Origin of the sequence: Streptomyces sp. NRRL S-1813, from assembly GCF_000719605.1 — a bacterium.
Taxonomy (GTDB): Bacteria; Actinomycetota; Actinomycetes; order Streptomycetales; family Streptomycetaceae; genus Streptomyces; species Streptomyces decoyicus.
Map to the genome: position 1 here is coordinate 789,238 of NZ_JOHB01000001.1, position 23,957 is coordinate 813,194.

At 70.8% G+C, this 23,957-nt stretch carries 14 protein-coding genes and 1 pseudogene; 2 read left to right on the forward strand and 13 right to left on the reverse strand.

Annotated features, from left to right (window positions below; translation table 11 throughout):
- Positions 1–19: 19 nt before the first annotated feature.
- From pyk to pta, 3 genes are read right to left on the reverse strand one after another with little or no spacing between them, the layout of a single operon-like run.
- Positions 20–1,447, reverse strand: a complete 1,428-nt coding sequence (gene pyk / locus IF67_RS0103655) for a pyruvate kinase (protein ID WP_030982025.1) — start codon at positions 1,445–1,447, stop codon at positions 20–22.
- Between the two features lie 60 nt (positions 1,448–1,507).
- Positions 1,508–2,719 (reverse strand): acetate kinase, encoded by a 1,212-nt coding sequence (locus IF67_RS0103660; protein ID WP_030982027.1) that lies wholly within the window; start codon positions 2,717–2,719, stop codon positions 1,508–1,510.
- A 48-nt stretch (positions 2,720–2,767) separates the two neighbouring features.
- The gene (gene pta / locus IF67_RS0103665) at positions 2,768–4,864 is read right to left on the reverse strand and encodes a phosphate acetyltransferase (protein ID WP_030982029.1); all 2,097 of its coding nucleotides are present in this window, start codon (positions 4,862–4,864) and stop codon (positions 2,768–2,770) included.
- 231 nt (positions 4,865–5,095) lie between these two features.
- On the opposite strand from pta, the gene IF67_RS0103670 reads away from it, so the two are divergent.
- Positions 5,096–6,121, forward strand: coding sequence for an ATP-dependent 6-phosphofructokinase (locus IF67_RS0103670; RefSeq protein WP_030982031.1), 1,026 nt, complete (start codon positions 5,096–5,098; stop codon positions 6,119–6,121).
- A gap of 89 nt (positions 6,122–6,210) precedes the next feature.
- On the opposite strand, the gene IF67_RS0103675 is transcribed toward IF67_RS0103670, so the two are convergent.
- The 6 genes and pseudogenes from IF67_RS0103675 to IF67_RS0103695 form a co-directional block, all read right to left on the reverse strand.
- Positions 6,211–8,763 carry an ABC transporter permease gene (locus IF67_RS0103675; RefSeq protein ID WP_030982039.1) on the reverse strand — a complete coding sequence of 851 codons (2,553 nt, stop codon included), beginning with the start codon at positions 8,761–8,763 and terminating at the stop codon, positions 6,211–6,213.
- An 88-nt stretch (positions 8,764–8,851) separates the two neighbouring features.
- On the reverse strand, positions 8,852–9,646 hold the full coding sequence (locus IF67_RS0103680) for an ABC transporter ATP-binding protein (protein WP_030982042.1): 795 nt from the start codon (positions 9,644–9,646) through the stop codon (positions 8,852–8,854).
- Between the two features lie 190 nt (positions 9,647–9,836).
- On the reverse strand, positions 9,837–10,547 hold the full coding sequence (locus IF67_RS0103685) for a helix-turn-helix domain-containing protein (protein ID WP_078889241.1): 711 nt from the start codon (positions 10,545–10,547) through the stop codon (positions 9,837–9,839).
- 126 nt (positions 10,548–10,673) lie between these two features.
- Positions 10,674–10,850: pseudogene (locus IF67_RS44605) on the reverse strand (carbohydrate ABC transporter permease); the annotation flags it as partial.
- A 199-nt stretch (positions 10,851–11,049) separates the two neighbouring features.
- A complete protein-coding gene (locus IF67_RS0103690) occupies positions 11,050–11,739 on the reverse strand; it encodes a response regulator (RefSeq protein ID WP_030982045.1) in 690 nt (229 codons plus the stop codon).
- A gap of 37 nt (positions 11,740–11,776) precedes the next feature.
- Positions 11,777–13,438, reverse strand: a complete 1,662-nt coding sequence (locus IF67_RS0103695; protein ID WP_030982047.1) for a sensor histidine kinase — start codon at positions 13,436–13,438, stop codon at positions 11,777–11,779.
- 166 nt (positions 13,439–13,604) lie between these two features.
- Here IF67_RS0103695 and IF67_RS0103700 point away from each other — a divergent pair, with 166 nt between their 5' ends.
- Positions 13,605–15,008: a cation:dicarboxylate symporter family transporter gene (locus tag IF67_RS0103700; protein WP_030982049.1), complete on the forward strand. Its 1,404-nt coding sequence runs from the start codon at positions 13,605–13,607 to the stop codon at positions 15,006–15,008.
- A 319-nt stretch (positions 15,009–15,327) separates the two neighbouring features.
- Here the strand turns inward: IF67_RS0103700 and glgB are convergent, their stop codons facing one another.
- The 4 genes from glgB to IF67_RS0103720 form a co-directional block, all read right to left on the reverse strand.
- On the reverse strand, positions 15,328–17,811 hold the full coding sequence (glgB, locus tag IF67_RS0103705) for a 1,4-alpha-glucan branching enzyme (RefSeq protein WP_199812672.1): 2,484 nt from the start codon (positions 17,809–17,811) through the stop codon (positions 15,328–15,330).
- Between the two features lie 83 nt (positions 17,812–17,894).
- The gene (locus IF67_RS0103710; RefSeq protein ID WP_030982053.1) at positions 17,895–19,403 is read right to left on the reverse strand and encodes a maltokinase N-terminal cap-like domain-containing protein; all 1,509 of its coding nucleotides are present in this window, start codon (positions 19,401–19,403) and stop codon (positions 17,895–17,897) included.
- Positions 19,404–19,749: 346 nt separating this feature from the next.
- Complete coding sequence (gene treS / locus IF67_RS0103715; protein WP_030982054.1) at positions 19,750–21,483, reverse strand: maltose alpha-D-glucosyltransferase; 1,734 nt, start codon at positions 21,481–21,483, stop codon at positions 19,750–19,752.
- Entirely contained in the window at positions 21,480–23,483 is a 2,004-nt protein-coding gene (locus IF67_RS0103720; RefSeq protein WP_030982056.1) for an alpha-1,4-glucan--maltose-1-phosphate maltosyltransferase, read from the reverse strand. The genes treS and IF67_RS0103720 overlap by 4 nt, the downstream gene beginning before the upstream one ends.
- Positions 23,484–23,957 lie beyond the last annotated feature (474 nt).

The following is a 23,957-nucleotide window of genomic DNA, read 5'->3' on the forward strand; positions in this document are numbered from 1 at the left end:
GTTTCGTGTGCCCGGGGCGTCAGGCCTGCTCGCCGCCGAGGTGGTGCACGCGCACCATGTTGGTGGTGCCGGGGACGCCGGGGGGCGAACCGGCGGTGATGAGCATGGTGTCGCCCTTGCTGTAGCGCTTGAGCTTGAGCAGCTCGGCGTCGACCAGGTCGACCATCGCGTCGGTGTTGTCGACGTGCGGCACGACGAAGGCGTCGACGCCCCAGCTCAGCGTGAGCTGGTTGCGGGTGGACGCCTCGGTGGTGAAGGCCAGGATGGGCTGGGCCGCGCGGTAGCGGGACAGGCGGCGGGCGGTGTCACCGGACTTGGTGAAGGCGATCAGCGCCTTGCCGTCCAGGAAGTCCGCCATCTCGCACGCCGCGCGGGCCACCGAACCGCCCTGTGTGCGCGGCTTCTTGCCGGGCACCAGCGGCTGGAGGCCCTTGGAGAGCAGCTCCTCCTCGGCCGCCTCGACGATCTTCGACATCGTCTTGACGGTCTCGATCGGGTAGGCGCCGACGGACGACTCGGCGGAGAGCATGACCGCGTCGGCGCCGTCGAGGATGGCGTTGGCGACATCGGACGCCTCGGCGCGGGTCGGCCGGGAGTTGGTGATCATCGACTCCATCATCTGGGTCGCGACGATCACCGGCTTGGCGTTCCTGCGGCACAGCTCCACCAGGCGCTTCTGCACCATCGGGACCTTCTCCAGCGGGTACTCCACCGCCAGGTCACCACGGGCGACCATGACGGCGTCGAAGGCCATCACGACCTCCTGCATGTTGGCGACCGCCTGCGGCTTCTCGACCTTGGCGATGACCGGGACCCGGCGGCCGACCTGGTCCATGACGCGGTGCACGTCCTGGACGTCCTTGGCGTCCCGCACGAAGGACAGCGCGACCATGTCGCAGCCCAGCTTCAGGGCGAACTTGAGGTCCTCGATGTCCTTCTCGGACAGTGCGGGGACGTTCACCGCGGCGCCCGGCAGGTTGATGCCCTTGTGGTCGGAGATGACCCCGCCCTCGATGACGATGGTGTGCACCCGCGAGCCGTCGATCTCGACGACCTGGAGCGCGACATTGCCGTCGTTGATCAGGATCGGGTCGCCCTTGGACACGTCCCCGGGCAGGCCCTTGTAGGTCGTCCCGCAGATGGTCTTGTCACCGGGGACGTCCTCGGTGGTGATGACGAACTCGTCGCCACGCACCAGCTCCACGGGGCCGTTGGCGAAGGTCTCCAGGCGGATCTTGGGGCCCTGGAGGTCGGCCAGCACGCCGACGGCGCGGCCGGTCTCCTCGGAGGCCTTTCGGAGGCGGTGATACCGCTCCTCGTGCTCCGGCTGGGTCCCGTGGCTCATGTTGAATCGGGCCACGTTCATGCCGGCCTCGATCAGCGTCTTCAGCTGGTCGTAGGAGTCGACGGCGGGGCCCAGGGTGCAGACGATTTTGGAACGGCGCATGGCGGAATCCTATCGGTTTGTTTCGGAGCGGAATATTTCGGTAGGCGGAAACACCGAGTCCTAGGCGTTGACCAGGGCGTATGTCTGCTGAGCGATCTCCAGCTCCTCGTCCGTCGGCACGACGGCGACCGCGACCCGGGCGTACTCCGGCGAGATCAGCCGGGGCTCGTCGGACCGCACGGCGTTGAGCGAGGCGTCCACGGCCATGCCCATCTCCTCCAGGCCCGCGACGGCGGCCTCCCGCACCGGGGCGGCGTTCTCCCCGACGCCCGCGGTGAACGCCACCGCGTCGACCCGGCCGAGCACCGCGCTGTAGGCGCCGATGTACTTCTTCAGCCGGTGGATGTAGATGTCGAAGGCGAGCCGGGCGCGCTCGTCCCCCTCGTCGATCCGGCGCCGGATCTCCCGCATGTCGTTGTCGCCGCAGAGCCCGATCAGACCGCTCTTCTTGTTGAGCAGGACGTCGATCTCGTCCGTCGACATCCCCGCCACCCGCTTGAGGTGGAAGGTGACCGCCGGGTCGATGTCACCGGAGCGGGTGCCCATGACCAGGCCCTCCAGCGGGGTCAGCCCCATCGAGGTGTCCACACAGCGGCCGCCGGCCACCGCCGAGGCGGAGGCGCCGTTGCCCAGGTGGAGCACGATGACATTGACCTCGGAGGGGTCCTTGCCCAGCAGCGCCGCGGTCTTGCGGGAGACATAGGCGTGCGAGGTGCCGTGGAAGCCGTAGCGGCGGATGCGGTGGGCGTCGGCGGTCTCCACGTCGATGGCGTAGCGGGCCGCGTACTCCGGCATCGTGGCGTGGAAGGCGGTGTCGAAGACCGCGACCTGCGGCAGGTCGGGGCGCATCGCCTGGGCGGTGCGGATGCCGGTGATGTTGGCCGGGTTGTGCAGCGGCGCGACCGGCACCAGCCGCTCGATCTCCTTGAGCACCGCGTCGTCGATCACGGTCGGCTCGGTGAACTTCAGCCCGCCGTGCACCACCCGGTGCCCGATCGCGGCCAGCTGGGGGGAGTCGAGGCCGAGCCCGTCGGCGGCCAGCTCCGCGGCGACGGCCTTCAGCGCGGCGTCGTGGTCGGCGATCGCGCCCTCGGTCTCCCGCTTGTCGCCGCCGGCGGCCAGCGGGGTGTGGGCCAGGCGCGAGGTCTGCTCGCCGATCCGCTCGACCAGGCCGACGGCGAGCCGGGTGCCGTCGTTCATGTCGATCAGCTGGTACTTGACCGACGAGGAGCCGGAATTGAGGACGAGGACGCGGGTGGCGGTGGCAGTCATGTAGCGCTTTCCGATGGGGTGCGGGGACGGGAGGGAGGGAGCGGCCGGTCAGGCGGTGTGGCCGGCGCCGGGCTGGGCGCCCTGCGCCTGGATGGCGGTGATGGCCACGGTGTTGACGATGTCCTGGACCAGGGCGCCGCGCGAGAGGTCGTTGACCGGCTTGCGCAGACCCTGGAGGACCGGGCCGACGGCGACCGCACCGGCCGACCGCTGCACGGCCTTGTACGTGTTGTTGCCGGTGTTGAGGTCCGGGAAGATCAGCACGGTCGCCTTGCCGGCCACGTCGGACTCGGGGAGCTTGGTCTGCGCGACCGCCGCGTCCACCGCCGCGTCGTACTGGATCGGGCCCTCGACCAGCAGATCGGGGCGCTGCGCGCGGACGATCTCGGTGGCCTTGCGGACCTTGTCGACGTCCGCGCCGGAGCCGGAGGTGCCGGTGGAGTACGAGAGCATCGCGATCCGCGGCTCGACGCCGAACTGGGCGGCGGTGGTGGCCGACTGGATGGCGATGTCCGCCAGCTGTTCGGCGTTCGGGTCCGGGTTGACCGCGCAGTCGCCGTAGACCAGGACGCGGTCGGCCAGGCACATGAAGAACACCGAGGACACGATCTGGGCGCCCGGCTTGGTCTTGATGATCTCGAAGGCGGGCCGGATGGTGGCGGCGGTGGAGTGCACCGCGCCGGAGACCATGCCGTCGGCCAGGCCCTCCTGGACCATCAGGGTGCCGAAGTAGGAGACATCCGCGACCACGTCGAAGGCCAGCTCGACACTGACGCCCTTGTGGGCGCGCAGCGCGGCGTAGCGCTCGGCGAACCGGTCGCGCAGCTCGGAGGTCTGCGGGTCGATGATCTGGGCGCCCGCCAGGTCGATGGCGAGGTCGGCGGCGCGCTTGCGGATCGCCTCCTCCTCGCCCAGCAGCGTCAGATCGCAGACGTCGCGGCGCAGCAGCACATCGGCGGCCCGCAGCACCCGCTCCTCGCTGCCCTCCGGGAGGACGACCCGCCGGCGGCCGGAGCGGGAGCGCTCGATCAGCTCGTGCTCGAACATCATCGGCGTGACCCGGCCGGAGCGGGCGACGGAGATGCGGTTCGTCAGCTCCACGGTGTCCACATGCCGCTCGAACAGGCCGAGCGCGGTCTCCGCCTTGCGCGGCGAGGCGGCGTTCAGCTTGCCCTCGATCGCGAACAGCTCGCCCGCGGTCGGGAAGGAGCCGCCGGGTACGGAGACCACCGGGGTGCCGGGCGCGAGGCGGGCGGCCAGCGCCATGATGTCGGGTCCCGGCCGCTCGTCGAGGGTGAGCAGCACACCGGCGATCGGCGGGGCCCCGGCGCTGTGCGCGGCGAGCGAGCCGATGACCAGGTCCGCCCGGTCCCCGGGGGTCACCACGAGGGCGCCGGGGGTGAGCGCCTTGAGGAAGGTCGGCAGCATGGCGCCGCCGAACACGAAGTCCCGGGCGTCCCTGGCGAGGCCCGAGTCGTCGCCGAGCAGCACCTCGGCACCGAGGGTGTGCACGATCTGGCCGACGGTCGGCGCGGAGAGCGAGCCGTCCTCGGGGAGCGCGTAGCAGGGCACCGGGAGCCGGGCGGCGAGCCGGTCGACGACGGCCTCGCGGTGCTCGGGGGCGACCCGGTTGACGACCATGGCCACGACGTCGCAGCCCATCGAGTGGTAGGCGCCGTAGGCGTTGCGGGCCTCGGCGCGTACCGACTCGGCCTCCTGGCCCTGACCGCCGACGACGGCCAGCACGGCGGCGCCGAATTCGTTGGCGAGCCGTGCGTTGAGGTTCAGCTCGGCCGGGAGGTTGGTGCCCGCGAAGTCCGAGCCGAGGACCAGGACGTATTCGTAGTCCCTGGCCACGGCATGAAAGCGCTCGACGAGCCGGGAGACCAGCTCGTCGATGCCGCGTTCGGCCTGGAGGGCGGCGGCCTCCTCGTAGCTGAGGCCGTACACGCTGTCGGGGGACTGGGTGAGCCGGTAGCGGGACCGCAGCAGGTCGAACAGCCGATCGGGCCCGTCACTGTGGGTCAGCGGGCGGAAGACCCCCACTCGGTCGACATGGCGGGTCAGCAGCTCCATGACCCCCAGCTCGACGACCTGGCGGCCGTCGCCGCGGTCGATGCCGGTCACGTACACGCTGCGCGTCACGCGTGCTCTCCGATCCAATCGATGGCCACAAGGTCAAAATCAGCCGTTATTGTGGGCGTGCCCCTCTTGACAATACCTGCGTGTCTAGCTAAGCCGCTCTCCCAGTTTCCCTTGCGGAGTCCGTGCGAGGACAGTAGGGGTGGGGTCTGTGTATGCGGGGAGGGCCGGTCGTCCGTGAAACAATCGGACCGGCTCACACGAACCAACAGCGAGCACAGGAGACACAGCACGATGCGTATCGGAGTCCTCACCGCAGGCGGCGACTGTCCTGGCCTGAATGCTGTGATCCGGTCTGTTGTCCACCGCGCCCTCACCGGACACGACGACGAGGTCATCGGTTTCGAGGACGGTTTCAAGGGCCTCCTCGAAGGACGCTTCCGCAAGCTCGATCTCGACGCGGTCAGCGGCATCCTCGCCCGCGGCGGCACCATCCTCGGCTCGTCCCGGCTGGAGCGCAACCGGCTCCGTGAGGCCTGCGAGAAGTCCAAGGACCTCTCCAAGGACTACGGCATCGACGTCCTGATCCCGATCGGCGGCGAGGGCACCCTCACCGCCGCCCGGATGCTGGCGGACGCCGGGATGCCGGTCGTCGGCGTCCCCAAGACCATCGACAACGACATCTCCTCGACCGACCGCACCTTCGGCTTCGACACCGCCGTCGGTGTCGCGACGGAGGCGATCGACCGCCTCAAGACCACCGCGGAGTCGCACCAGCGGGTCATGGTCGTCGAGGTGATGGGACGGCACGCCGGCTGGATCGCGCTGGAGTCCGGAATGGCCGGCGGCGCCCACGGCATCTGTCTGCCCGAGCGGCCCTTCGATGTGAACGACCTGGTCAAGATGGTCGAGGAGCGGTTCGCCCGGGGCAAGAAGTTCGCGGTCGTCTGCGTCGCCGAGGGTGCCCACCCGGCCGAGGAGACCATGGACTACAAGAAGGGCGCAATCGACCAGTTCGGCCATGAGCGGTTCACCGGCATCGGCAACCACCTCGCCGTCGAACTGGAGAAGCGCCTCGGCAAGGAGGCCCGCCCGGTCATCCTCGGCCACGTCCAGCGCGGCGGTACCCCCACCGCGTACGACCGGGTGCTCGCCACCCGCTTCGGCTGGCACGCCGTCGAGGCCGCGCACCGCGGCGACTTCGGCAGGATGACCGCGCTGCGCGGCACCGACATCACGATGGTGCCGCTGCACGAGGCCGTCACCGAGCTCAAGACGGTGCCCGGCTCGCGGATGGACGAGGCCGAGTCGGTCTTCTGAGCCCCGGCCCCCCGGAACCACCAACGGCGGCGCGCCTGTCCTCGGCCGAGGACAGGCGCGCCGCTTTGTGGGGGGTGCGGGTCAGACGGTCACTGTGCGCCGATGGCTTCCAGCACGTTCAGCCGCGCCGCCCGGCGGGCCGGCCAGAGCGCGGCCAGCACGCCCACGACCAGCGCGATCAGCAGGAACAGCCCGAGCCGGCCCCAGGGCAGCAGCAGTTCGTACGTCGGGAGTCCCTGGCTGACCAGGTTGCCGCCGGCCCAGGACAGGAAGACGCCCACGCCGATGCCCAGGACCGCGCCGAACAGCGAGATGACCACCGACTCCAGCCGGACCATCTGCTTGATGCCGCTGCGGGCCAGTCCGATCGCCCGCAGCATCCCGATCTCGCGGGTCCGCTCGAAGACCGACATGGCAAGGGTGTTGACGACGCCCACCACCGCGATGATCACGGCCATGCCCAGCAGTCCGTAGACGATGTAGAGCACGGTATCGATCTGCCCGGCGTTCTCCTTGCGCAGGTCGGCGTGGTCCTGGACCTTCAGCAGCGGACTGTCGCCGAGGGCGTGCCGGATCTGCTTCTCCAGCTCCTCCGTCGGGCCGTCAGTGGCCTTCACCAGCAGCTCGTTGTTCTTCAGCTCGGTCATGTGCGGGTCCACCAGGGCCGTGGCGCCGATCGCCTCGCCGGCCACCGGGTTGTCCGTGTAGATCCCGGCGATCTTCAGCTCGGCCTTCTTCTTGTCCCCGAAGGTCGCGTCGACGGTGTCACCGGTCTGCCAGCCGTGCTCCTTGGCCGCGGTCCGGGAGATCGCGATGCCGTTGGCGCCGGCCGACGCCAACGAACCGCTGGTGAAGTCCAGCCGGGCTACCTTGCCGATCGTCGCGAGGTCGGTGCCGACCAGGTTCAGATAGGAATCACCGGTCTCGATGCCCGAGTTGCGCAGCGGAGCCATCGCCTCGACGCCCGGGAGGTCCGCCACCTTCTGCGACAGCTTGGCGTCCAGACCGATGTAGGTCGAGGTCGCGACCTTGTAGTCGGCCTTCAGCCCGTTGGCCGTCATCTTGTCCATGGCCTGCTGAGCCGAGTTGCCGACCACCGTCATTCCGGTGATCAGGGTGAGGCCGATCATCAGAGCCGAAGCGGTGGCCGCCGTACGGCGCGGGTTGCGCAGCGCGTTCTGCTTGGCCAGCTTGCCGCCGATGCCGAAGAGCCGGGTGGTGACCACGCCCGCCAGCGAGACCAGGGGCCGGGACAGCAGCGGCGCGAGGATGATGACGCCGGTCAGCGTCAGGAGCGAGCCGGCCATCGCAATCGGCATGTCGTCGGCGGACTTGAGCGTGGTGACGTAGAACATGACCGCGACGCCGAGGCCGGTGACGACCGCGCCGAGGGAGTTGCGGATCACCAGACTGCGCAGGGCCGGCGGCGCCTCGACGGTGTTGAGCGCCTCCACCGGGGCGATCTTCGCCGCCTTGCGGGACGGCAGCCAGGCGGCCAGTACGGTCACCACGACACCGACGCCGAGCGCGGAGAGCACCGCAGTCGGGCTGACGATGAGCGGCCCGTCCGGGAAGCCCGCGCCGTTGGCGTCGAGCACAGCCCGCAGGCCCACCGCGATCCCGGCGCCCAGCCCGAGCCCGATGACGGACGAGACCAGGCCCAGCAGGCCCGCCTCCGCGAGAACCGAGCGCACGACCTGCCGGCGGGAGGCGCCGACCGCGCGGAGCAGGGCGATCTCCCGGCTGCGCTGGGAGATCAGCATGGTGAAGGTGTTGGCGATGATGAAGATGCCGACGAACAGCGCGATCCCGGCGAAGACCAGCAGCGTCTGGCTCAGGGACTTGTTCTGCTCGGCGATCATCCGGGACTGCTCGGCGGCGAGTTCGGTTCCGCTGGTCGCCTCGGCGCGGTCCTTGGGCAGCGCCTCGCGGACCTTGGCGGTCAGGGCCTGCTGATCGGCGCCGGGCGCGGCGCCCACCACCAGCTCGTCGAACTGGCCGGGGTGCAGATACAGCTTCTGTGCGGTGGCGGTGTCGAAGAGTGCGAGGCTGCCGCCCGCGGTCACCTGCGGGTCCTCGGTCGTGACGATGCCGACCAGCTTCTTCGTCAGCACCGGGCCGTCGGTGGCGAACCGCACCGAGTCGCCGACCTTGTGTCCTGCCGCCTTCGCGGTGGCCTCGTCCAGCGCGATCTCGTTCGCGGCGACCGGGCCGCGGCCCTCCATGAGCGGATAGCGCTCGTCGTAGCCGTCCTTGTCCGGCTGGAAGTTGGTGGCGATGTTCTGCCAGCCGTTGCCGATCGGTATGCCGTCCGGGCCGGCGAGGGTCGCCGTGCCGGCGACATTGCGCCGCACGGACTGCACGCCGGGCAGCGCACGGATCTTGTCCACCACCTTGTCGTCGAGGAGGGTGGTGCGCTTGCCGTCCTTGCCGGTCGGCGGGGCGTTGTCGTCGGAGACGGCCTGGACGGAGACGGCCACCCCCTTGAGGTTCTTGGTGGAGGCCTTCCTGATGGCTTCGCCGACGGTGTCGCTGAAGATGAGGGTGCCGGCGACGAAGGCGACGCCGAGCAGTACCGCGAGCGCGGTCATCATCAATCGGGCTTTGTGCGCAAGGACATTGCGCAGGGCAGTACGCAGCATGGTGGTGGTGTCAGTCCTGGGTCCGGTGGCTCGGGATGAAGGGCAGCGCCCCGGGGGGCGGAGAGGGGCGGGGCGCGGTGCGCCGGGGTCAGCGCGTACGGCCCTTGGCGTCGAACAGCCGCATCCGGTCCAGGACGGCGTCCGGGGTGGGGTCGTGGAGCTCCTCGACGATCCGGCCGTCCGCGAGGAAGACCACCCGGTCCGCGTAGCCCGCGGCGACCGGGTCATGGGTGACCATCACGACCGTCTGCTCCATCGCCCGCACCGACTCCCGCAGGAAGCCCAGCACTTCGGCGCCGGAGCGGGAGTCGAGGTTGCCGGTCGGCTCGTCCGCGAAGATGATCTCCGGCTGGGCGGCCAGCGCCCGTGCCACCGCGACCCGCTGCTGCTGGCCGCCGGAGAGCTGGGCAGGACGGTGGGTGAGCCGCCCGGACAGGCCGACGGTCTCGATCACGGCGTTGAGCCACTCCCGGTCGGGCTTACGGCCCGCGATGTCCATCGGCAGCGTGATGTTCTCCTGCGCGGTCAGCGTGGGCAGCAGGTTGAACGCCTGGAAGATGAAGCCGATCTTGTCCCGGCGCAGCCGCGTCAGCTGCTTGTCGTTCAGCGACGCCAGCTCCACATCGCCGATCCGGGCGGAGCCGGAGGAGATCGCGTCCAGGCCGGCCATGCAGTGCATCAACGTCGACTTGCCGGAGCCGGACGGGCCCATGATCGCGGTGAATTGGGCCTTGCCGAACTCGACCGAGACGGAGTCCAGCGCGACCACACGCGTCTCCCCCTGGCCGTAGACCTTGCTCAGATCCGTGGCGCGGGCGGCGACGGCGGCACGGGTGGGGGCGGGGGAACCGGGGAAACCCGGAAGGGCGGCCGCGTGGGACACGGGAACTCCTGGAGAGGGGACGGAAGATTCGATGTCCCCATTCTCGAATGCACAGGTCAGCCCACGCCTCGGCCGCAAGGACCGAAAGCCGCACCGGCCGGAAGTGCCATCGCCGTACCCGGCGTCATTCTCTGGACGGACGGCCGTCCGACCTCTGGGCGACGGGAGGTCTCAGGGTTGCGGGAGTAACTCAGTGGTGCTGTGCGTCGGCCCGCGCCCAGAATTCCGCCAGGATGCCGTCGAGAAAGGCGCGTCCCGCTCGCCCGGACTCGTCGGCGCTGCCGCCGCCGCCCCAGTTGAGCGTAGCCGTCATGGTCGCCTGGTAGTCGGCGTGCAACTCCTGGAGAACGTCCTGGAGCCGGTGCTTGGGCAGCGGTACGACCTTGCCGACCGGCCGGACATAGGCCTGCCAGCGGGTGGTGGCGGCGCTGGTCAGCAGCTCGGTCAGCTTCCCGTCCTGGCCGGTGAAGCGGATCAGCGCCGGCAGCGGCAGGTCCAGCACCTCGGCGAGCGCCGCGGCCTGCCTGTCGTTGCCGTTCCACTTCCCGCCCGCCTCCAGGCGCTCGTACGCGACCTGGTCCATGCCGATCCGCAGCGCGAGGTCCGCCGGGGCGAGGCCCAGTGTCATCCGGTATTCGCGCAGCGTGTCCGGTGCGCCGAGGAGTTCGCCCGGCGCGCACCACAGGGCGCCGGCCAGCGCGGTCAGTTCGGCCTCCGTGGGGGTGCTCCGGCCGTCTTCCCAGGACGCCACCGCCGCGGGCGATATCGGTATTCCGAACGCGGCCCCTATTCCATAGGCGACATGGGCAGGGGTCATGCCGAGGGCCTCGCGGAGCCGTCGGGCGGCTTCGGCGTCGAAAGGGGGCCGGCGGGGCTCCCCGGCTTGTGTGTTCACCGGCACACGGTAAGTGACGGGGTGGCGCCGCTCCTATCGTGTGGATAGCCAAGCCGGAAAGTCGTAGGAAGCTACTAGCCGGCCGGTTTTCCGTCCCGGCCTCGTGGGTTTTCCCTGCACGAGCTTGGCTCGGCCCTTCATCGCGCCACCGAGCGCAAAGCCGCCGCCGAGCCGTCGGGAGACAAGGATGTACAGCACGGGCACGGGTGTCGAGTACAGGATCGAGAATGCCGGCAGTTCACCGAAGGCAATGGCCCCGTAATTGCCGAAGAAATGGAAAATGCTCACCGAGGCGGGCAGTTGCTCCGGGAACCTTGCCGTTGGTGTCCTTGATGAAGGCGGCCTTGACGGTGTTCTTGTCGCTCCCGGACCCGCTGCCGCAGGCGGTGAGCGTGCCGGCGGCCACGATGGCGGCGGCCAGAAGAATCAGCGGGCGGTGGGGCGCACGGCGACCTCCAACTGACCACGGTGGGCTGCCCGCTGAAAGCAGGTCAGCTGTCTCAGCCGGTCAATGGCCCGACCACCGATAGCGCAATTCGGGTCGGCCGACCTGGCCGTACTGGGGCGCGCGGGCGGCCCGGCCGCTCTCCACGAGATGTTCGAGATAGCGGCGGGCGGTGATCCGGGAGATGCCCACGTCGGCTGCCGCTTCGGTCGCCGTCAGCCCGCTCCCCGCGGCCCGCAGCACTTCGGTCACCGCCCGCAGGGTGGCCGCGGTCAGCCCCTTGGGCAGCGAGGCAGGACGCGGTGCGCGCAGTGCGGCGATCGCCCGGTCCACCTCGTCCTGTCCGCTGGCCTCGCCCGTGGTGGCACGGAACTCGGCATAGCGGGTGAGCCGGTCGCGCAGGGTGGCGAAGGTGAACGGCTTCAGCACGTACTGCACCACGCCGAGCGAGACGCCCTCGCGCACCATCGCCAGATCGCGGGCTGAGGTGACCGCGATGACGTCCGCGGTGTGACCGGCCGCGCGCAGCGTCCGCACCAGCTGGAGCCCGTGGCCGTCGGGCAGGTAGAGGTCGAGCAGGAGCAGATCGACGGCGTGCTGTTCGAGGTGGCGGCGGGCGCCGGCGCCGGAGTGCACGGTGCCGGAGACGGTGAAGCCGGGCACCCGCCCCACGTACAGGGCGTGTGCGTCGGCGGCGACCGGATCGTCCTCGACGACGAGGACCCGGATGTCGGAGGGGGTCACCGGGTACATCCTCTCGCCGCCGGGCGGGCCGCGCCCGCCGCCGCGCTCATGCCGTCGCCCCCGTGCGCAGGGGCAGCCGTACGGTGAACCGCGCGCCGCCCTCCGGCGCCCGGTCCAGGGTGACGGTGCCACCGTTGCGGCGTACCGCCTGCTGGACCAGGGCCAGGCCCAGGCCGCGGCCCCGGGCGGGCGCGGTGGTGCTCTGCTTGGTGCTCCAGCCCCGCTGGAAGATCTCCTCGACGGCGTCCGCGGCCACCCCCGGACCGTTGTCCGCCACCCGCAGCAGCAGCTCGCCGTCGTGTGCCCGCGCGGTGACCCACACCCGCGGCGGCTCGTCGGTGTCGTGCTCCGGGGTGGGTGCGGCGGCGTCGAGGGCGTTGTCGAGGAGGTTGCCCAGCACCGTCACCAGATCGCGGGCCGGCAGACCGGGCGGCAGCAGCCCGTCGTCGATCCGGCTGTCGGGCGTGAGGATCAGTGCGACACCGCGCTCGTTGGCCTGCGCGGCCTTGCCGAGCAGCAGCGCGGCGAGCACCGGCTCGGCGACCGCGCCGACCACCTGATCGGTCAGCGCCTGCGCCAGTTCCAGCTCCGCGGTCGCGAACTCCACGGCCTCCTCGGCCCGCCCCAGCTCGATCAGCGAGACGACGGTGTGCAGCCGGTTGGCGGCCTCGTGCGCCTGTGAGCGCAGCGCCTCGGTGAAGCCGCGTACCGAGTCCAACTCCCCGGACAGCGCCTGGAGTTCGGTGTGATCACGCAGGGTGACGACGCTGCCGCGGCGCTCCCCGCCGGAGACCGGTGCGGAGTTGACGACCAGCACCCGCTCGCGGGTCAGCTGGAGCTCGTCGACGCGCGGTCCGGGCGCCAGCAGCGCCTCGGTCAGCGGCTCCGGCAGCCCCAGCTCGGTGACGAGACGGCCCACCGCGTCGTCCGACAGCCCCAGCAGCTCCCGCCCGCCGTCGTTGATCAGGGCGACCCTGCGCTGCCCGTCGAGCATCAGGAGCCCCTCGCGTACGGCGTGCAGCGCGGCCTGGTGGTACTCGTGCATCCGGCTGAGCTCGGCCGCGTTCATCCCGTGGGTGTGCCGCCGCAGCCGGGCATTGATCACATACGTCCCCAGGCCGCCCAGCGCCAGCGCCGCCGCGGCCACGCCGACCAGCGCAAGGACCTGTTCGCGCAGCTGCGCACTGATCGTCTCGATGGTGATCCCGGAGCTGACCAGGGCCGTGATCCGGCCGCCGCGCTGCGGATCACGGACCGGCGCGACGACCCGTACGGACGGTCCGAGCACCCCCATGTGCGTCTCGGGGAAGACCCTGCCGTGCAGCGCAGGCCCGATGTGCCCCAGGTACTTCCTGCCGATCGCGGACGGCTCGGGGTGCGTCCAGCGGGTCCCGTCCCGGGCCATCACCACCACGAAGTCGACGCCGGCATCGCGCCGCAGCCGCTCGGCGTACGGCTGGAGCGCGGCCGTCGGGTCCTTGCTGCGCGCCGCCGCCACCACTGCCGGGGAGTCGGCGACGGCGGTGGCCGCCGCGGTCGCCTGCCGCCGCGCGGTCTCCTCCGCCTGCCGTCCCGCGCTGACGTACGCAAAGAGCGCGCAGCCCATGACGACCACCGCCACCAGCACCACCTGCATGGCGAAGAGCTGTCCGGCGAGGCTGCGGGGACCGCGCAGCCGCCGGGACGGGCGGGGTCGGGGGAGTCGCATACGCAACAGTCTGCACGGTCACTTTCCGAACCGTCTGCACGGTCAGTTTTACGTGAACGAAATGTACGCAAGGGTGACGGGCGCCACAGCGGCGTGCATAGTCGCCGGAACTTGTTGTGTGACAGAGCCGCAGATCAGCGCACAGCCGTAGACCGAGGAGGCAGCCGTGGCTGCACAGACCCCGTCCACCGGGGGCACCACCGAGGAGACCGCACCGGCGAAGCGGGACCGGACCCATTTCCTGTACGTCGCCGTGATCGGGGCGGTGCTGCTCGGCATCGTCGTGGGCTTCGCGGCCCCCGGTGTCGCCGTCCAGCTCAAGCCGCTGGGCACCGGGTTCGTGAACCTGATCAAGATGATGATCTCGCCGGTCATCTTCTGCACCATCGTGCTGGGCATCGGCTCGGTGCGGAAGGCTGCCAAGGTCGGCGCGGTGGGCGGGCTGGCCCTCGGCTACTTCATGGTCATGTCCACCGTCGCCCTGGCCATCGGCCTGGTCGTCGGCAACCTGCTGGACCCCGGATCGGGTCTCCATCTCACCGAGACCGTCCGGCACGCGGGCCATGCGCAGACGGAGGGCGGCGGGGAGTCCCTGTCCGAGTTCCTGCTCGGCATGATCCCCACGACGCTGGTCTCCGCCTTCACCCAGGGTGAGGTGCTCCAGACGCTGCTGGTGGCGCTGCTGGTCGGCTTCGGGCTTCAGGCGCTGGGCTCGGCGGGCGAGCCGGTGCTGCGCGGTGTCGGTCACCTCCAGAAGCTGGTCTTCCGGGTGCTGTCCATGATCATGTGGGCGGCACCGGTGGGAGCCTTCGGCGCCATCGCGGCCGTGGTCGGCGAGACCGGCCTGGACGCACTGAAGTCCCTGGCCGTCATCATGGTCGGCTTCTACACGACCTGTCTGCTGTTCGTGATCGTGGTGCTCGGCGCGCTGCTGCGGCTGGTCGCCGGCGTCAACATCTTCCTGCTGCTGAAGTACCTCGCCCGGGAATTCCTGCTGATCCTGTCCACCTCCTCCTCGGAGTCGGCGCTGCCCCGGCTGATCGCGAAGATGGAGCACCTGGGCGTCAGCAGGCCGGTGGTCGGCATCACCGTCCCCACCGGCTACAGCTTCAACCTCGACGGCACCGCCATCTACCTGACGATGTCCTCGCTGTTCGTGGCCGAGGCGATGGGCAAGCCGCTCCCGCTCGGCCAGCAGATCTCGCTGCTGGTGTTCATGGTCATCGCGTCGAAGGGCGCGGCGGGCGTCACCGGCGCGGGCCTGGCGACGCTGGCCGGCGGCCTCCAGTCGCACCGCCCCGAACTGGTGGACGGCGTCGGCCTGATCGTCGGCATCGACCGCTTCATGAGCGAGGCCCGCGCCCTGACGAACTTCGCCGGCAACGCGGTGGCCACCATCCTGATCGGCACCTGGACCAAGGAGATCGACAAGGCGCGGGCCTCGGAGGTGCTGGCCGGCCGGGTGCCGTTCGACGAGAAGACGCTGGTCGACGACGCGGCCGCCACGCCGGTCGGCGCGGAGGTCATCGAGCCGCGGGACGGGCTGGAGAAGACGTCCGTCAAGGTCTGAATCCCGGCGCAGGAGGGGAGAAGGGGCGGGTGCCGGATGCGGCACCCGCCCCTTCGGCGCGACCGGGCGGCACGCTGCCCCGCACCCCACCCCGCACGCCCCTCTCGCACCCCTCTGACCTGGTGTTTTCCTGGCCCGTGCCGATTGTCAGTGCCCCCTGGCACTATGCAAGTGACAGGGAAGGCGCGGCCGGTCAGGACCGGGTGCGCGGGGGTGCGAACGGGGAGGAACAGGCCATAGCGACGTGGGGGACGGATCTGTTCGGCGGGGGTGCCGCAGTTGCGGGAGAAGGGTCCGACAGCCATCAGCCATGAGGTGGTCAGGAGGGTCGTAGCCAAAGGGTGGCCAGCGGGGGGAGGACGGGGGAGACGGACGAGGCGCGGCCGTTCCAGGGGGTGGGTTCGGCCTTGAGGACGTCGGCGTTGGTGACGCCGCTGCCGCCGTAGCGCGGGTCGTCGGTGTTGAGGACCTCCCGCCAGGCGGGAACCGTGTCGGGCACGCCGATCCGGTAGGCGCGGCGGACGACGGGCGAGAAGTTGGTGACCGAGATCAGCGGGGTGCCGTCGGCGGCGAAGCGCAGGAAGGAGAAGACGTTGTCCTCGTGCGCGTCGCCGTCGATCCAGGCGAAACCGGCCGGGTCGGTGTCGCGCTCCCACAGCGCGGGTGTGGCGGCATACCGGCGGTTCAGCTCGCGGACGAGATCGCGTACGCCCCGGTGGTCCGGCTCCGCCTCGTACGACGGGTCGAGCAGCCACCAGTCCGGTCCGTGACTCTCCGCCCACTCCGCGCCCTGGGCGAACTCCTGCCCCATGAAGAGGAGTTGCTTGCCGGGGTGGGCCCACATGAACCCGAGGTAGGCCCGGTGGTTGGCGCGCTGCTGCCACCAGTCACCGGGCATCTTCGACACCAGTGCGCGCTTGCCGTGCACCACCTCGTCGTGCGAGATCGGCAGCACATAGTTCTCGGAGTAGGCGTAGATCATCGAGAAGGTCATCTCGCCGTGGTGGTACTTGCGGTGCACCGGCTCCTTGGAGATATAGCCGAGGGAGTCGTGCATCCAGCCCATGTTCCACTTCAGGCCGAAGCCCAGACCGCCGAAGCCGCCGGGGCCCACATGATGGGTGGCGCGGGTGACGCCGTCCCAGGCCGTGGACTCCTCGGCGATGGTCACGACACCGGGGCAGCGGCGGTAGACCGTCGCATTCATCTCCTGGAGGAAGGCCACCGCGTCGAGGTTCTCCCGGCCGCCGTGGACGTTCGGGGTCCAGTCGCCGTCCTCGCGGGAGTAGTCGAGGTAGAGCATCGAGGCGACGGCGTCCACCCGCAGGCCGTCGATATGGAACTCCTCGCACCAGAACACGGCGTTGGCGACCAGGAAGTTACGGACCTCGGTGCGGCCGTAGTCGAACTCCAGGGTGCCCCAGTCCGGGTGCGCGGCCCGTGCCGGGTCCTGGGGCTCGTAGAGCGGCCGGCCGTCGAACTCCGCCAGCGCCCAGTCGTCGCGCGGGAAGTGCGCCGGCACCCAGTCCATCAGCACGCCGAGACCGGCCCGGTGCAGCGCGTCGACCAGGAACCGGAAGTCGTCCGGGGTGCCCATCCTGGCGGTGGGTGCGTAGAACCCGGTCACCTGATAGCCCCAGGAGCCGCCGAAGGGGTGCTCGGAGGCCGGCATGAACTCGACGTGGGTGAAGCCCAGGTCCTTGATGTACGCGGGGAGTTGGACGGCCAGCTGGCGGTAGGTGAGGCCGGGGCGCCAGGAGGCGAGGTGCACCTCGTAGACGGAGAACGGCGCCTCGTGCACCGGCCGCTCGCCGCGCCGGGCCATCCAGTCGCCGTCCGTCCAGCGGTAGTGCGAGGCGTCGACGACCGAGGCGTTGGCGGGCGGGCACTCGGTCCGCCGGGCCATCGGGTCGGCACGCACGGTCCGGGAGCCGTCCGGCCGGGTGATCTCGAACTTGTACAGCTCGCCCTCGCCGATGCCCGGCACGAAGAGCTCCCAGACGCCCGAGGAGCCCAGCGAGCGCATCGGGTGGCCGGTCCCGTCCCAGTAGTTGAAGTTGCCGACGACCCGGACACCCTGGGCATTGGGCGCCCAGACCGTGAAGCGGGTGCCGGTCACGCCCTGATGGTCCATGATCCGCGCACCGAGCGCCTGCCACAGCTGCTCGTGCCGGCCCTCGCCGAACAGATGCAGGTCCAGCTCGCCGAGCGTGGGCAGGAAGCGGTAGGGGTCCTGCACCGTCAGGGCGTTGTCGCCGTAGTCGACGAGCAGCTCGTACTCCGGGACGGTGCGCAGCGGCAGCACCCCGGCGAACAGCCCGTCGCCCTCGGCGGGCAGGTCGGCGCGCAGCCCCTTCGCCAGGACGGTGACGCGCTCGGCGTACGGCCGCAGGACCCGGATGAGCAGCCCGCCGCGCACGGGGTGGGCGCCGAGCAGCCCGTGCGGATCGTGATGGGCACCGCCCAGGAGCCGGTCGCGGTCCCCGTCGGACAGCGGGGCGGCGGCCCGGACCCCGTGGCTGCCGGACCCCGGCTGTGCCGCCTGTGCCGGGCCCGCGGGCCCGGCAGGCCGGCCGGGCGCGGCGGGCGTCTCGCGGGACACGGCGGCCGTCTCGCGAGGTGCGGCCGGCCGGGTGAAGGAGGCGGCGCCGGCCGCGCTGCCGGCGAAGGTGCCCTGCTGGGCGGTGGCCGGCGGCCGGGGCGCCGCCGGGTGGCCGGACCGCCCCGCCGCGCTGTCGTCGGTCGCGCCCGAAGCGGGTGCGGTGTCGGGAGTGGTGGGGCGGGACGGCGGGCGGGCGGTCACGAGAGGGCCTCCTCGGGCGGGGCGGGGCGTCGGGCGGGTTCAGGGGCGTACGGGCGGCGGATCGGCGGTTCGTCTGCGGCCCCTCACCCCCGGCCGTTGTCGGACCCGGGGGACCGGGCCGGACCGGTCCCGTCCGCGCCCACGGCCGGCTCCCCGCCGGCCGCCAGCCGCCGGATGGCGGCCATCGGGACGGACAGCCAGTCGGGCCGGTGCCGGGCCTCGTAGAGCACCTCGTAGACGGCCTTGTCGGTCTCGTAGGCGCGCATCAGTTCGGGTGCCGAGCGCGGATCGAGCCCGCCGGCCTCCGCATAGCCCCGGCAGTAGGCGTCGCGGGTGCGCCGGGCCCACTCCAGCGACCAGGGGTCACCGCCGGCCGGGCCGCTGCGCGCGGCGTAGTCGAAGGAGCGCAGCATCGCCGCGATATCGCGTACGGCCGGCTGCGGCCGGCGCCGCTCGGCCAGCGGGCGGGCGGGTTCGCCCTCGAAGTCGATCAATGACCAGCGGCCCTCGTCGGCGGAGCGCAGCGTCTGGCCCAGATGCAGATCGCCGTGGATGCGCTGGGCGGCCCAGCTGCGGCCGTCGTGGCCGAGGGTGGCGAGCGCGTCGAAGGCGGTGCGCAGCCGGGCGCGGTAGGGCTGGAGCACGGGCACGGCGCGGGCGGTGGCCTCCAGCCGCTCGTTCATCTGGGCGGCGATCACATCGAGCTGCGGGCGGCGCAGCTCGGTGGTCGGCAGCGTCTGGGCGAGCGCGGTGTGCACCTCGGCGGTGGCATGACCGAGCGCCCGCGCCGAGCCGGTGAAGTCCGCGCGGACGGCCAGCGCACTCAGCGCCAGCTGCCAGCCGTCCGCCGAGCCCGGCAGGAAGGGCTGGAGCACGCCCAGCGTCGTCGCCTCGCCGCCCTCCTCGGCGGCCGCCGACTCGTACCAGGCGGCGGGCGCGGGTACCCGCGCGCACTTGGCGTCCGCCAGGGCCCGCGGCAGCTCCAGATCCGGGTTGATGCCCGGTTCGATCCGCCGGAAGACCTTCAGGATGAAGGAATCGCCGTAGACGATCGAGGAGTTGGACTGTTCGACGGCGATCGGCCGGCCCGCCAGTCCGGAGGGGATGTCGGCATCGGGCTCCCGGCAGAAGCGCAGCGCGCCGAGCCGGCCCGGCACCCGCAGCCGCTCCAGCAGCAGCCCGCACAGCCGGTTGTCGAGCAGCGCGTCATAGACGGTGCGACCGCGCAGCGGGCCGCCGCCCGGACGGCCGATCGCCGCGTGCGCCAGCTGCGGCGACAGCGCCGGATGCACTCCCAGCAGGAGCTGGTAGCAGTCGCCGCCGGACGGCGTACGGCTCGGTGGCGCGCTCTGCTGGGCGCGGACGAGCAGCAGCAGCAGGCCGGGCGCGCTCGCGTCGGTGCACGGCAGCAGCTCGGTCGCCGAGAGCAGAGTGAAGCCGGTGATCAGCCGTCCCTTGCCGGCGAACCAGCGCTGGCGTGGTACCCATTCGGCGAGCAGGGGCGCCAGCGAGGACAGCAGATCCGGTGCGGCGACGAGCGGGCGGTGATCAGGGGTGTTTCGGGTGGCACGGGTCGAGGCGGTGTCCGACATGGCGTCGCGTCCTTTCCCCGGGCACACGACATATAGGGCAAAGTGTCCCGGAATACGGCCTTGACTGTGCGGTGGCGCGGTGGGGGTACCCCCAGACGGAGGGTGCCGGCGGTGCCCCTGGACGGGGTCCGGGGGCGGGCACCGGGCGAGAGCGTCTGGTGCGGCAGCGGCGATATACCGGCGTGCCCTGCTCCGCTGCGCGGCGGTCTCCCTCCCGAGCCGGGGGGACCGACGATGGCTCACCCGGCCCGTGCGGTAGTAGGGAGACTGCCCGAACGAAAGGTCAAAAAACGCCCGTACGCGCCGTGCGGCCGCGTACGGGCGAGTCTCCGGCGCCCGTGCCCGGTCAGGGCACCGGCGGCCGGCCCGAATTCCTGCGCAGCCGGAACCAGTAGAACCCGTGGCCCGCGAGGGTCAGCAGATACGGCAGCTCCCCGATGGCCGGGAAGCGGACGCCGCCGATGAGTTCCACCGGATGGCGGCCGCTGAACGACCGCAGGTCCAGCTCCGTCGGCTGGGCGAAGCGCGAGAAGTTGTGCACGCACAGCACCAGGTCGTCGTCCGCGCCGCCGGTGCCCGGCGCCTCCCGCAGGAAGGCCAGCACCGCCGGATTGCTGGAGGACAGCTCGGTGTAGCTGCCCAGCCCGAACGCCGGGTTCTGCTTGCGGATCTCGATCATCCGGCGGGTCCAGTGCAGCAGCGAGGAGGGCGAACTCATCGCCGCCTCGACGTTGGTGACCTGGTAGCCGTAGACCGGATCCATGATCGTCGGCAGGGAGAGCCGGCCCGGGTCGCAGGAGGAGAATCCGGCGTTGCGGTCCGGCGTCCACTGCATCGGGGTGCGTACCGCGTCCCGGTCGCCGAGCCAGATGTTGTCGCCCATGCCGATCTCGTCGCCGTAATAGAGAATCGGCGAACCCGGCAGCGACAGCAGCAGGGCCGTGAAGAGCTCGATCTGATTGCGGTCGTTGTCGAGCAGCGGGGCCAGCCGCCGGCGGATGCCGATATTGGCGCGCATCCGCGGGTCCTTGGCGTATTCCGCGTACATGTAGTCGCGCTCTTCGTCCGTGACCATTTCGAGGGTCAGCTCGTCGTGGTTGCGCAGGAAGATGCCCCACTGGCAGCCGGACGGGATCGCCGGGGTCTTGGCGAGGATTTCCGAGACCGGATAGCGCGATTCGCGCCGTACGGCCATGAAGATGCGCGGCATGACCGGGAAATGGAAGGCCATATGGCATTCGTCCCCGCCGACGCCGTAGTCGCCGAAGTAGTCGACGACGTCCTCCGGCCATTGATTGGCCTCGGCCAGCAGCACGGTGTCCGGGTACTGCGCGTCGATCTCCGCGCGGACCCGCTTGAGGAAGGCGTGCGAGGCGGGAAGGTTCTCGCAGTTGGTGCCCTCCTCGGCGTAGAGGTACGGCACCGCGTCCAGCCGGAAGCCGTCGATCCCCAGGTCGAGCCAGAAGCGCAGGGCGGAGATCATCTCCTCCTGGACCGCCGGGTTCTCGTAGTTGAGGTCCGGCTGGTGGGAGAAGAAGCGGTGCCAGAAGTACTGCTTGCGGACCGGGTCGAAGGTCCAGTTGGAGGCCTCGGTGTCGACGAAGATGATGCGGGCGTCGGCGTACTGCTTGTCGTCGTCGGCCCAGACGTAATAGTCGCCGTACGGGCCTTCGGGGTCACTGCGCGACTCCTGGAACCACGGGTGCTGGTCGCTGGTGTGGTTCATCACCATGTCGATGATCACCCGCATGCCGCGATGGTGTGCGGCATCCACGAATTCCACGAAGTCGGCCAGATCGCCGAATTCGGGAAGCACGGCGGTGTAATTGGCGACGTCATAACCGCCGTCCCGCAAGGGGGATTTGAAGAACGGCGGCAGCCAGAGGCAGTCCACCCCCAGCCATTGCAGATAGTCGAGCTTCGCCGTGATGCCTTTGAGGTCGCCGATGCCGTCGCCATTGCTGTCCTGGAAGGAGCGCACCAGGACTTCGTAGAAAACGGCCCGTTTGAACCAGTCGGGATCGCGGTCCTTTGCCGGGGTGTCCTCGAACGTGTCGGGGACAGGCTCATTGACGATCAATTGGGTGACCCTCCGATCGGTGAGGACGGTCGCAGCGACAGCACATGGGCGGGCGCGAGCGAGCGGCCCGGCTCCAGGCGCACATAGTTGTCTCTGCCCCAGTGGTAGGTATCGCCGGTGAGCTCGTCGCGCACCGGAAAGGACTCGTGCCGGCCGAGGCCGAGTACCGGCATGTCCAACGACACCGTCGCCTCGTGGGTGTGGTGCGGGTCGAGGTTGACCACCGTGAGCACCGTGTCGGCCCGGTCGCCGTGCCCCTCGTGCTTGGAGAAGGCGAGCACGGCGTCGTTGTCGACCGGGTGGAAATGCAGATTGCGCAGCTGCTGAAGGGCAGGGTGCCGGCGCCGGATGCGGTTGAGCGTGGAGATCAAAGGGGCGAGGGTGCGCCCCTCTCTGGCCGCCGCATCCCAGTCACGCGGCCGCAGTTGGAACTTCTCCGAGTCGAGGTACTCCTCGCTGCCGCGGCGCAGCGGCGTCGACTCGCAGAGCTCGTATCCGGCGTAGACCCCCCAGGTGGGGGAGAGGGTGGCGGCCAGGACGGCGCGTACCTCGAAGGCGGGACGGCCGCCCTCCTGGAGGTAGGCGTGCAGGATGTCCGGGGTGTTCACGAAGAAGTTGGGCCGCAGGTAGGCGGCGCTCTCCCCGGACAGCTCGGTGAGGTAGTCGGTGATCTCCTGCTTGGTGTTGCGCCAGGTGAAGTAGGTGTACGACTGGTGGAAGCCGATCCGGGCGAGGGTGTGCACCATGGCGGGGCGGGTGAAGGCCTCGGCGAGGAAGAGCACATCCGGGTCGGTGCGGTTGATCTCGCCGATCACCTTCTCCCAGAAGGCCACCGGTTTGGTGTGGGGGTTGTCCACGCGGAAGATCCGTACGCCCTTGGCCATCCAGAAGCGCAGCAGGCGTTCGGTCTCGCGGACCAGCCCGCGGAAGTCGGCGTCGAAGGCGAGGGGGTAGATGTCCTGGTACTTCTTCGGCGGGTTCTCGGCGTAGGCGATCGAGCCGTCCGCGCGGTGGTGGAACCACTGGGGGTGCAGGGTGACCCAGGGGTGGTCGGGGGAGCACTGGAGCGCGAAGTCCAGGGCCACCTCCATCCGCAGCTCCTGGGCGGTGCGCACGAAGTGGTCGAAGTCCTCGAAGGTGCCCAGGTCCGGGTGGAGCGCGTCATGGCCGCCGGCCGGCGAGCCGATGGCCCAGGGGGAGCCGACATCGTCCGGGCCGGCCGAGAGCGCGTTGTTGGGGCCCTTGCGAAAAGAGGTGCCGATGGGGTGGACCGGCGGCAGATAGACGACATCGAAGCCCATGGCGGCGACGGCCGGGAGCCGTTCGGCGGCGGTGCGCAGGGTCCCGCTGACGGCCGTCCCGCCCGGGGTGACGGTGGCGCCCTCGGAGCGCGGGAAGAGCTCGTACCACGAGCCGTACAGGGCCCGCCGGCGCTCGACGACCAGCGGCATCGGACGCGAGACGGTGAGCAGTTCGCGCAGTGGATGGCGGTCCAGCGCCGCGGTGACCTGAGGGGAGAGCGCCGCGGCCAGTCGGGTGGCGGCGGGCAGCTCGGGGTTGCGCAGGGTATCCACGGCGGCGAGCACGGACTCCCTGCCGTCGCTCTTGGGGACCTCGGAGGCCGCCCGCTCATGGAGCTCGGCGCCCTCGGCGAGCACCAGCTCGGTGTCGATGCCCGCCGGGATCTTGACGGTGGCGTGGCGCCGCCAGGTGGCGACCGGGTCGGACCAGGCCTCGACGGTGAACGACCAGCGGCCCTCGATGCCGGGGGTGACCTCGGCGCCCCACCGGTCGGAGCCGGGTGACCGCTCCCGCATCGGGGTCCACGAGCCGCAGCGGCCGGCCGGATTGCGCAGCACCACATTCGCCGCGACCGCGTCATGCCCTTCGCGGAAGACGGTGGCCGAGACTTCGAAGGTCTCACCCACCACCGCCTTCGCCGGGCGGCGGCCGCAATCGATCTGCGGGCGGATGTCCAGAACAGGAATGCGACCGATCATGGGCTCACCTGGGCTTGTGACGCTTTGCTGGGTTTTGTCCTTTGTATCCGCTCCACGGCCGGGGGACCGGTTGCGGGCATGGGCGCTCCTGTCCGCTTTCACTCGGCTGGCGGATGGCACGGCGGGGCGGGTCGGTGCTCCGCCGGCCTCCGGTCGGTGGTTCCCCCGGTGGATCCTGTGCAGGTGTGCGACGCGGGCGAGGAAGGGCGTACCCGACGAGCCTTCCCGCGGGCGGCGGCCGGGCGATCCGGCGGAAGGTGAACCACGGGTACGTGGCCACCGGCCCGCCGTGACCCGGCGGACACCTCCCCGTCCCCTCGCGGGAGACTGCGGCGCTGCGCAGACACGGTCGGCGTTCGCCTCCTCAACTCGTTGTGATCACAGCGGAGTTGCGGTGTGCGGATGTCCGGTGCCGGGCCGGGTTCCCTCGGCGCCACACGCAGCCTCCCTCTAGGAGGGAGTCCGTACAAGAGC

What these genes read in the sequence shown, in the direction of transcription:
- IF67_RS0103720 (WP_030982056.1), bottom strand. Translation starts at nt 23,483, where the DNA reads ATGATCGGTCGCATTCCTGTTCTGGACATCCGCCCGCAGATCGATTGC.
- IF67_RS0103675 (WP_030982039.1), bottom strand. Translation starts at nt 8,763, where the DNA reads ATGCTGCGTACTGCCCTGCGCAATGTCCTTGCGCACAAAGCCCGATTG.
- IF67_RS0103695 (WP_030982047.1), bottom strand. Translation starts at nt 13,438, where the DNA reads ATGCGACTCCCCCGACCCCGCCCGTCCCGGCGGCTGCGCGGTCCCCGC.
- IF67_RS0103660 (WP_030982027.1), bottom strand. Translation starts at nt 2,719, where the DNA reads ATGACTGCCACCGCCACCCGCGTCCTCGTCCTCAATTCCGGCTCCTCG.
- IF67_RS0103670 (WP_030982031.1), top strand. Translation starts at nt 5,096, where the DNA reads ATGCGTATCGGAGTCCTCACCGCAGGCGGCGACTGTCCTGGCCTGAAT.
- pyk (WP_030982025.1), bottom strand. Translation starts at nt 1,447, where the DNA reads ATGCGCCGTTCCAAAATCGTCTGCACCCTGGGCCCCGCCGTCGACTCC.
- IF67_RS0103690 (WP_030982045.1), bottom strand. Translation starts at nt 11,739, where the DNA reads ATGTACCCGGTGACCCCCTCCGACATCCGGGTCCTCGTCGTCGAGGAC.
- IF67_RS0103710 (WP_030982053.1), bottom strand. Translation starts at nt 19,403, where the DNA reads ATGTCGGACACCGCCTCGACCCGTGCCACCCGAAACACCCCTGATCAC.